Here is a 9,769-nt window from a genome sequence, read left to right as displayed (position 1 = left end):
TTGTCGACAAGGTACGTGATGTCGTCGGTCTGTATATGGCTCCTCCGGATCGAGCCCTAGTGTTGTGCGTGGATGAAAAGAGCCAGATTCAGGCACTCAATCGCACGCAACCGGGCTTGCCGCTTACTTTTGGCAAACCGGTGCCCCGTCCGCTGTCCGCATACAACCTTTCCGCCACGAAAGCGGCTGATCTTTGAAAACTCAACCATGCAAATTGGTCATTTCATGATCAATTCGACGAGCGTTTCCTCATAGCAAGGCACTCGGACGCCCGTGAGCTGCTCAAACAATGAGCAAGCTCCAAACAACAGGCACACCAAGCCACGGACAGTCATCCGTTGAACGCGTTTTCGCCTTTGCCATAGAGCATCTACCTGCGCATGTAATAGCCGACCAACAGCCCATCCCAAGCTTCGAACAACTCCACCGACTTCGGCGACTTGTACTGGTCGATCCCATGCCAGGCTTCCGACGGCGTTCGACCGTCCAGATGCTGATGAACACGCACACCGTTGTACCAGAGGCGAAAACTTCCCAAGGCTAATTGCAAGGCAACCGTATCCAAGACCCACAACTGATCCAGCTTTTCTTTCAGTGTCAAAAACAGTCGCTCGATCCGCCCATTCTGCCAAGGCATGCCCGGCCTGCTACGCTGATGCTTGATGCCAAGTCCTGCCAAGCCTTCCTTGAACTCGCTTGACGTAAAACAGGCTTCGTTCGCGTTGAGTTCAGCAGCCGACTTTGTTGAATCGATAAGCTCAACGGATTTGACAGCCCCATCAAGCGCGGTGAGCTGGCGGTAACGTTTGCCGTCGACAAGCTTAATGTTCCCCGGCATCACCTTTATGGAATGCGCAAGCTTATAGACGTCAGGAACGAAGATTCCATCTTCACTATTACAGGTGGAGCTTCGATAGGAAGTTATCGACCTGATGCGAATCAGGGTTATTGGCAATTTCTTTGTTTGAGTCGAACTTGACCAGGTTCCCGTCAAGATATTGTCCTTGATTCGCACGGACCAGATTCCGGTGGGATTCTTGTCATCCCCTTCGCTCCACAGATCACCGTTTCCATCGCCCGTTTGCAAGCCTATAAGCTTGGCGTGCTGCAAGTAAAAATACGCACCGAATTGACTGGCACGTCCCGAATAATTTTCATTAGCAAAGCAGGCAACGACTTGGCTTCCACCGATTTTTCCCGCCCAAGTCCCATTGATGGACGGAACGTCTGACTTGGATGAGGCGTGTACATAACCGATCATGCAAAAGATCAGTAGAAGAGCACCTGACAATCGCACATTGAATGGCATGAAGGCCGTCCTACATTTTATTATTCCGCACCGCCATTCCGGCGAAGGCCGGCATGACGGGGAAAGTACATGAACGTGCTCGACTTTGAGTGGCAAGGAATCCAGATTAAATACGTCGTTCGAAGCACGCATAACCTTTATTTATCTCGGGTGCTACGCACAGCATGTTTGCACTGGATTCCGGCCTTCGCCGGAATGACGATTGGCTCTGAATAGAATCGACGCAAGGATTAGCATCGCACGGCGTTCCAACCGCACCAGCCCCAATCAAGACCCCGCCGGCACAATCACCACATGGTGCAACCCTTCGCGCTGCGCCACGCCAGGCCCAAACTCCACCACGTGCCCATCCTTCATCACCACCGTGTAATCGGTATGTATCAGCGAATGACGCGTACGATGGCGTGCGAGATAGGTGTAAACCTCGAATTCGCCCATCGTGCTCAAGGCGTCAGGGCGACCGAGGGTGGCGAGGACTTGCTCGCGGTTGCTGCCTGGATCGAGCCGGGTGATCTTCTGGCCGGTGGCATGGCAGCCGGCCAATGCGGCTGCCAGCGCGGCCGCTCCCATGATGCGTTTCATGACTCCCCCTGAGTCACCGGACAATGGGCGGTATGGTAGCGCAAGTTCGTACGCGCAAAAGTACCCGGCAAAAGCCGCAAAAACTTGCCGCCGGCCCTTGGCACACCCTGCCGCGCGGTGCAAAAATGCCGGGCACAGGGAGAATCCATCTGAAATAACGCCCGTCCCGCGCCTGCCTTTTGAGGCGCGCACCGGTGTTGTGCGGACCATGACGGGCCGGCCTCTTCCTGCGGACACAGCAAAGGGGCTGCGGTGGCACGCAAAACGACTTATGCAAGGAAAGGCAGCACGGGCCGTTCGAACGCGCAGACTGTTGCGCTGGCCGGTGCGCTTGCGCTTTGCCTCGCATGTGGCGTGGCGCAAGCCGCTACCGATGGCGGCGTGACGTCGCTGGGCGAACTGTTCGCGATCGCGCACGACAGCGAGCCGGGCTACCGCGCCGCCAAGGCCAGCGTGGATGCATCCAGGGCGCGCACGCGCCAGGCGCTCGGCGCCATGCTGCCGCAGCTCTCGGCCACTGCCACGGCCGATGGCAATCGCCGCCATTACGACACGCTCGACCGGTTCACCAAGACCGAGCGCGATCGTTACCACAGCAATACCGACCAGCTCAGCCTTACCCAGCCCTTGTGGCACGCCGCCAATCTGGCCAGCCTCAATGAGGCGAAGGAAACGGCGCGGCAGACCGAATACCAGCTCGAGGATGCCGAGCAGCAGCTCTATCAAAAACTGGCCAGCGCCTGGTTCGATCTGATGGAAGCGCGGGACGAGGTGTTGTTCACCACCGCGCAGCGCGATGCGCTGCATGCGCAATGGGACATTGCCCGTCGCGGCGCGGAACTGGGCGCGCAAGGCGAGCCGCAGGCCGAGGATGCCTACGCCAAGTACCAGGAAGCCGCGGCCGACGAAACCTCGGCCGAGCTGGATCAGGCCAGCAAGCTGGCGGCGCTGGAACAATGGGTTGGCCCGGCGGAGGATCTCAAGCAGCCATACCTCAATGACCAGGCGAACCTGCCCAACCTGCTTGGCGATGACCTGGATGCCTGGCTGGCGCAGATCGACACGCACAGCCCTGCGCTGCGCGCCGCCATGCATGCGATTGCGGCGGCCAACGAGGAAGTGAGCAAGGAACGCGCTGGGCATCAGCCGACCCTGGACCTGGTCGCCAGCTATGGCAACAACGACCAGAACGCGGGCAACTTTCCTGGCCAGGCCGGTTATCGCATCCGCACACTTACCGTGGGTTTGCAGCTCAACGTGCCGCTTTATTCCGGCGGCACGCAGTCGGCCAAGGTCGCCGAGGCGCTGGCGCTGCGCGACAAGGCGCATGACGACATGGAGGCCGCGCGCCGGCTGGCCATCGTCAACGTGAAGACCGCCTTTCTGGCCTGGCGCGCGGGGCTTGCCAAGGCGCGTGCCGCACGTGCGGCGGAAACGTCGGCCGAACGCGCGCTCGCGCTGGCCGAGCGCGGCAGCGCGCGCGGCTTGAAGACCGAGGCCGATGTGCTCACCGCCAGGCAGCAGATGGCTGCGGCGCGCCGTGACATGCACAAAGGGCGTTATCAGCAGCTCACCGCTTTCATCAAGCTCAAGACCACGCTGGGCGAACTCACCGCTACCGATATCGACGAGCTCGACCAGTATTTCGTGTCTTCTCCGCACGAAGCGCCGCTACCGAGGGAGCACGCCAAATCATGAGCGCCCTGCCCGCCACTCCCGGCGCCGAACCGCCTGTGCACATGGACGGCTGGACGCGCTTCGTTACCGCACGCACGTCGGCGGAGTTCTGCGATGCATGGCTCACCGTGCTGCGTGACAAGATCCCCGCGATCGCCCAGGCGGCCATTCTGGTCGAGTCGAGCGATGGCCAGAACTATGTACCCATTGCCGTGTGGCCGCAGGCCAACGGCGATATGGCGCGCATGGGCGAAGCGGTGCAGCGCGCATTGGCCGATCGTCGCGTGGTGGTGCAGCCGTGCAGCGAGCCGGCCGGCCTGCGGCATGTCGCAGCGCCGATCGCGGTGCATGAACGTATCGCCGGCGCCGTGGTGCTGGAACTGCCATCGCATGACGAGACCTTGCCGGCGCTGCTGCGCGAACTGCACTGGGGCAGCGCGTGGTTGAGCAACCTGTTGGGCCGTCGCGAGCACGATGCCGCGCTTGCCGCCAGCGCGCGCTCGCTGGGTGTGCTGGAGGCCATCGCCATCGCGCTTCGGCACGAACGCTTCCAGCAGGCCCTGTTCGACCTCAGCAATGAACTGCGTCGTCGCTTTCACGGCACACGTGCGGCCATCGGTCTGTATCGGCATGGCGAAGTGCAGTTGGTCGCGCTATCGGAAGCTGCCACGTTCGAGAAGTCCTCGCCGCTGGTGCAAGCCTACATTGCCGCCATGAACGAGGCATGCGATCTGGCTCAACCGGTGGAAGCCACTACGTCGGAACAGGACGCCGGCGAAAATTACCGCGCCCATGCCGCCCTGCTTCAGCGCACCGGCGCCGGCCGGTTGCTTACCCTGCCCATCACGCAACAGGCGCGATGCGTGGCGGTGGTGACCGTTGAGCGTGAATCGCCGCAAGCATTCAGCGAGGAAGAGCGCAAATGGCTGGATACCTTCGGCGCCCTGTTCGCACCCGTGGTTGTGCAGCGCGTGGATGCGGAACGTGGCTCGCTGCAACGCCTGTTGGACGAAGGGCGCCGTTTCCTGGCTGCATTGCTGGGGCCGCGCCATCTGCTGTGGAAGGCGGGTGCGGTAGCCGTCTTGTTCGCGCTCGCACTGCTGGTGTTGCTACCGGTGCCTTATCGCGTTTCGGCCAAGACCGTGACGGAAGGCGAAATCCAGCGCGTGGCCGCCGCGCCCTTTGAAGGCTTTCTCGCGGCCGGCTACGTGCGCGCCGGCGATACCGTGGTGAAAGGCCAGCCGCTGGCCTTGCTGGACGATCACGACCTGCGCGTGGAACGCGCGAAATGGGCAAGCGAGCGCGATCAATACGACAACAAGCTGCGCGAGGCGATGGCCACGCACGATCTCAACGCCGTCCAGGTCACCAGCGCGCAATTGCGCGAGGCGCAGGCTCAGTTGGATCTGCTGGACGACAAACTGGCGCGCGTGAAAGTGGTAGCGCCCTACGATGGCGTGGTGGTCAGCGGCGATCTCAGCCAGCAAATCGGCACGCCGGTGGAAGCGGGCAAGAAGCTGTTCGAGATCGCGCCGTTGCATAGCTATCGCATCATCCTCGAGGTGGATGAGCGTGACATCGCACAGCTGCGCACCGGGCAATCCGGCGAACTGGTGATCACCGGGCTTGCCGGCAGCGCCATGCCATTCACCGTCGCCAAGATCGTGCCGGTGGCCACCGCGCAGGATGGCCGCAATTTCTATCGCGTCGAAGCGCGGCTGAAGCAGAATTCGAACCTACTGCTGCCGGGCATGGAAGGCGTGGGCAAGATCGATGCCGGCCATCGCAAGCTGGGCTGGGTGCTGCTGCACGGACTGCTCGACTGGCTGCGGCTGAACCTGTGGAACTGGGGCTTGTAGCCAGGCCATGGCGCGCAGTCCGTTCAGTCCGTCCTGGCATAGCGTGGCGCAGTTGCGTCCGCGGCTGATGCCGTACGCCACGGTGCAACGCGTGGTGTTCCGTGGACGCCCCTGGTACGTGGTGCAGGACCAGACCGGCGGCCGCGTCTATCGCCTGTCCACGGCGGCTTATGCATTGATTGCGGGCATGGATGGCAAACAAACGGTGCAGGCGCTGTGGGAACGCGCCAATGCTTCCGATGCGCGCGATGCCTGCACGCAGCCGGAAGTGGTGGACCTGCTGGTGCAGTTGCATGCGGCCGATCTGCTGCAGACCGACGTGGCGCCCGACTCGGCCGAGGCGCTGGATCGGCACAAACGCAAGCGCACCGAAACGCTGCGGCAATGGCTGCTAAACCCGATGAGCGTGAAGCTGCCGCTGCTCAATCCAGATCCGTTTCTTACGCGCTTCTCGCCATTTGTATCCTGGTGCTTCGGCCCCGTCGGCGCGTTGCTGTGGTTGCTGGCGGTGCTGCCCGCCCTGGTGCTGGCCGGGCAACATTGGAGCGAGCTGACGCATAACCTTTCCGATCGCGTGCTTTCTTCCAGCAACCTGCTCGCGATGCTCGCGGTCTACCCGGTGGTGAAGCTGCTGCATGAGCTGGGCCATGGTTTTGCCGTGAAGCGCTGGGGCGGCACGGCGCGCGAACTGGGCGTGATGTTTCTGATCTTTGCGCCGGTGCCTTACGTGGAGGCCTCGTCCTCGGCGGCGTTTCCATCCAAGTACCACCGGGCGATCGTCGCGGCAGCCGGCATGCTGGTGGAAGTGTTGCTGGCGGCGCTGGCGTTGTATGTGTGGCTACTGAGCGAACCTGGCGTGTTGCGCGGCGTGGCCTTCAACGTGATGGTGATTGGCGGCGTGTCCACCCTGCTGGTCAACGGCAATCCGCTGCTGCGCTACGACGGCTACTACATTCTTTCCGACCTGATCGAAATGCCCAACCTGGCGCAGCGCGGCCAGGCCTGGTGGACCTGGCTGCTCGACTGCTACGCCTTCGGTTCTACCGATGCGGTGAAGCCGGATGAAACCCGCGCCGAACAGCGCTGGCTGTTCTGGTACACGCCGCTGGCCTGGTGCTATCGCACCACGGTGACGGTGTCGGTGATCTTCCTGGTTGCCGGCAAATATTTCATTGTCGGCGTGGCGATGGCCTGCTGGAGTGCGTTCGGCCTGGTCGTGGGCCCGGCGCGCAAGGGGCTGAAGCATTTGCGCAGCGCCCCTGCCCTGCATCGCTGCCGCGCGCGCGCCTATCGCCGCGCCACGCTGGCGTTGGGAATGGTGCTGGCGGTGTTGCTGCTCGTGCCGGTACCGCTGCACACGCACGCCCAAGGCGTGGTGTGGTTGCCCGACCATGCGATGTTGCACGCCCAGGAGAACGGCTTTTTCCACACCTGGATCGCTACGCCCGATCAAATGGTGAAACCTGGCCAGCCGGTGTATCTGTTGGACAACCCGACGCTGCAATCGGAACTGGCGGTGGATCGCGCCAAGTTCGACCAGGCGCAGGCCCATTACGATGCCGACGCCTTCGTCGATCCGGTAAAGGCGCAGATCAGCGGCCGGCAATTGCAGGAAGCGCACGAAGTATTGGAACGGGCCGAACTGCGCGCGGCGCGCCTGGTTGGCCATGCCGACAGCACCGGCAGGTTGATCGCTTCCATGCCGCAGGACATGCCTGGCCATTACTACAAGAAGGGCGAGTTGCTGGGCTACGTGCTCGCTCCGCACGAACTGATGGTGCGCGTGGTCGTGCAGCAGGACGACATCGATCTGGTGCACGAGCGCCTGCACGATGTGCGTCTGCGCCTGGCCGATGCCGTACAGCAGGAATACGACTCGTACGTCGTGCGCAGCTTCCCCGGCGCGGTGGACGAATTGCCGACGGCGGCGCTGGCGCTCAACAACGGCGGCACGATTCCCACCAATCCGAACGACACTAATGGCCTGAAGACCTTGCAGCGTGTCTTCATCCTCGACGTGGCGTTGCCCGAAGGAACGGACCCGCCCTTTGGCGAGCGCGTGCACGTGCGATTCGACCACGGCTATGAGCCGTTGGCTCATCAGCTACTGCGCCGGTTGCGGCAGGTGTTCCTGGGACACTTCAATGTCTGACGTGCGCGCCCTGCTGGCGGGGCGCGCCTTGCGCCTCGGCGATGGTCCTTACCTGGAGCGGCTCGATGCCAAACGCTCGCCCTGGGAAGATCGCCTGCGTGCCTGGCTCGACAGCCTGCCGCGCTTCGACGGGCCGCGCGTTCGCCGTTTCCTGGACGCTACGGCCGCACGTGAGGATGCAGCACGCGCATCGGCTGATGTGCAATTGCGCGACGCGCTGCGCGAGATCGCGCAACGCATGCACCGGCAAGGTTTCAACGATCGATTGCTGGCCGAGGCGTTCGCACTGATTCGCGAGGCATCGCGCCGTACGCTGGGCATGCGCCATCACGACGTGCAATTGCTGGCCGGCCGCGCCTTGCTGCAAGGCCGGCTCGCGGAAATGTCCACCGGCGAAGGCAAGACCCTCGCCGCGACCCTGGCCACCTGCGCCGCTGCCGCCACCGGCGCGGCGGTGCACGTGGTGACCGTCAACGACTACCTCGCCGAGCGCGATGCGCAACACAACCGCGCGCTGTTCGATTTCCTGGGCTTGAGCGCGGGCGTGGTGCTGCAGGATATGCCGGTGCCCGATCGGCGCAAGGCCTACGCCTGCGACATCACCTATGTGTCGAATAAGGAACTCACGTTCGACTACCTCAAGGATTGCATCGCGCTCGGCGAAATCTCGCTGACCCAGCAACGTCTGCGTCAATTCGCCGGCAGCATGCGCAGCGAGCCGCCGATCCTGCGCGGTCTGCATTTCGCGATCATCGATGAAGCCGACAGCGTGCTGATCGACGAAGCCAGCACGCCGCTGATCATTTCCGAAACCTTGCCGGATGATCTGGCCCCTGCGATCTACGCGCAATCGGTTGCACTGGCGCAGGCATTACAAGCCGATGTGGACTATATCAAGGGCGCGCGCCGCGACATCTGGTTGACCGAGCGCGGCAAGCAACGCGTGCGCGAGATCACCGCGGAGCACGGCGGTCTGTGGCGCTCGCCGTTATGGCGCGACGAGTTCATGCAAAAAGCGCTATCGGCGGTGCACTGCTTTGCGCGCGATCAGCACTACATCCTGGCCGAAGGGAAGGTGCAGATCGTGGACGAGTCCACCGGCCGCGTGATGCCCGATCGCACCTGGGAACGCGGCCTGCACCAGATGATCGAGTCGAAGGAGGGCTGCGACATCACCGGCCAACGCCGCACGCTGGCGCAGATCACCTATCAGCGTTTCTTTGGTCGTTACCTGCTGCTGAGCGGCATGACCGGGACCGCGCAGGAAGTTGCCACCGAGGTGAAACAGACTTACGGCCTGCCCGTCACACGCATTCCCACGCACAAGCCAAGCAGGCGAAAGCGCCTGGCCGATCGGATCTGTGCGGACAGCGCCAAACGCTGGAGAGAAGTCGCACGGCGCGCCATGGAACTGGCTGCCCAAGGACGCGCAGTGCTGGTTGGAACGCGTTCAGTCGAGGCTTCCGAAACGCTCGGCCGCCTGTTCGACCACGAAGGCGTCGCACACATCCTGCTCAATGCACGCCAGGACAAAAGCGAGGCGGACATCGTCGCGGAAGCCGGGCAACCGGGCCGCATCACGGTCGCCACCAACATGGCTGGCCGTGGCACGGACATCAAACTTGCCGCGCAGGTGGAAGCACACGGCGGCCTGCATGTGATCCTCACCGAATTTCACGAATCTGCCCGCGTCGATCGCCAGCTCTTCGGCCGCTGCGCGCGCCAGGGCGACCCCGGCACCACCGAGGCCATCATCAGTGTGGACGACGAACTGTTCCTGCGTTTCGCGCCCCCCGCCAGCCGGCGCCTGCTGGCTTGGCTGGTCCGTGACATGCGGCATAGCGAACGCTGGTTCCGACGCTGGGTGACGTATGTGCAGGACCGCGCCGAACGGCACTACCGCAAGCAGCGGGTGGAGACAATGCGGCGGGATGCGGGATGGGTCAGGGCGCTAGGTTTCGTGGGCAAGACTCGCAAATAGAAGAGATTCACCATGTTTCATGGTGAATCTTGCCTGCGCGCAGAAACACTTCCGCCCGTCGCCTTGATTCACCCGCAGGTCTCACCATGCGTCATCAACTGCCGCACCTCGCATTCCACATTCCATTCATCCCCATGCACGCGCAGAAAGCGCTTGGTGATCTCCAGGGCTTCTTCCCTGGATGCCGTTTCCAGCAAGGCATAGCCGCC

General features: G+C 62.7%; 6 protein-coding genes and 1 pseudogene. 5 read left to right on the top strand and 2 right to left on the bottom strand.

Annotation, left to right across the window (positions count from 1 at the left end):
* A pseudogene (locus ACTHNE_RS18545) lies at window positions 1–140 on the top strand (IS630 family transposase); the annotation flags it as partial.
* A 230-nt stretch (window positions 141–370) separates the two neighbouring features.
* Here the strand turns inward: ACTHNE_RS18545 and ACTHNE_RS18540 are convergent.
* Entirely contained in the window at window positions 371–1,261 is an 891-nt protein-coding gene (locus tag ACTHNE_RS18540) for an integrase core domain-containing protein (RefSeq protein ID WP_440269995.1), read from the bottom strand.
* Between the two features lie 315 nt (window positions 1,262–1,576).
* Window positions 1,577–1,891, bottom strand: a complete 315-nt coding sequence (gene bamE / locus ACTHNE_RS18535; protein ID WP_324944996.1) for an outer membrane protein assembly factor BamE domain-containing protein — start codon at window positions 1,889–1,891, stop codon at window positions 1,577–1,579.
* A 252-nt stretch (window positions 1,892–2,143) separates the two neighbouring features.
* Here bamE and ACTHNE_RS18530 point away from each other — a divergent pair, with 252 nt between their 5' ends.
* Genes ACTHNE_RS18530 through ACTHNE_RS18515 form a run of 4 tightly spaced genes read left to right on the top strand, consistent with a single transcriptional unit; the run spans window position 2,144 to window position 9,560 of the window.
* Entirely contained in the window at window positions 2,144–3,589 is a 1,446-nt protein-coding gene (locus ACTHNE_RS18530) for a TolC family protein (RefSeq protein WP_324944999.1), read from the top strand.
* Window positions 3,586–5,427, top strand: a complete 1,842-nt coding sequence (locus ACTHNE_RS18525) for an HlyD family efflux transporter periplasmic adaptor subunit (RefSeq protein WP_324945002.1) — start codon at window positions 3,586–3,588, stop codon at window positions 5,425–5,427. The genes ACTHNE_RS18530 and ACTHNE_RS18525 overlap by 4 nt, the downstream gene beginning before the upstream one ends.
* A 7-nt stretch (window positions 5,428–5,434) precedes the next feature.
* A complete protein-coding gene (locus ACTHNE_RS18520) occupies window positions 5,435–7,579 on the top strand; it encodes a hypothetical protein (protein WP_324945005.1) in 2,145 nt (714 codons plus the stop codon).
* The gene (locus ACTHNE_RS18515; protein WP_440269994.1) at window positions 7,572–9,560 is read left to right on the top strand and encodes a preprotein translocase subunit SecA; all 1,989 of its coding nucleotides are present in this window, start codon (window positions 7,572–7,574) and stop codon (window positions 9,558–9,560) included. The genes ACTHNE_RS18520 and ACTHNE_RS18515 overlap by 8 nt, the downstream gene beginning before the upstream one ends.
* Window positions 9,561–9,769: the final 209 nt, after the last annotated feature.

Source organism: Dyella sp., from assembly GCF_051954575.1.
GTDB lineage: Bacteria > Pseudomonadota > Gammaproteobacteria > Xanthomonadales > Rhodanobacteraceae > Dyella_B.
Note: the sequence above shows the minus strand (reverse complement) of the source record. Positions and strands in the feature narration are given on the sequence as shown.

Bases quoted from the DNA above. Each gene is read 5' to 3' on its own strand.
- ACTHNE_RS18540 (WP_440269995.1), bottom strand. From the start codon at position 1,261: ATGATCGGTTATGTACACGCCTCATCCAAGTCAGACGTTCCGTCCATC.
- bamE (WP_324944996.1), bottom strand. From the start codon at position 1,891: ATGAAACGCATCATGGGAGCGGCCGCGCTGGCAGCCGCATTGGCCGGC.
- ACTHNE_RS18525 (WP_324945002.1), top strand. From the start codon at position 3,586: ATGAGCGCCCTGCCCGCCACTCCCGGCGCCGAACCGCCTGTGCACATG.
- ACTHNE_RS18520 (WP_324945005.1), top strand. From the start codon at position 5,435: ATGGCGCGCAGTCCGTTCAGTCCGTCCTGGCATAGCGTGGCGCAGTTG.
- ACTHNE_RS18515 (WP_440269994.1), top strand. From the start codon at position 7,572: ATGTCTGACGTGCGCGCCCTGCTGGCGGGGCGCGCCTTGCGCCTCGGC.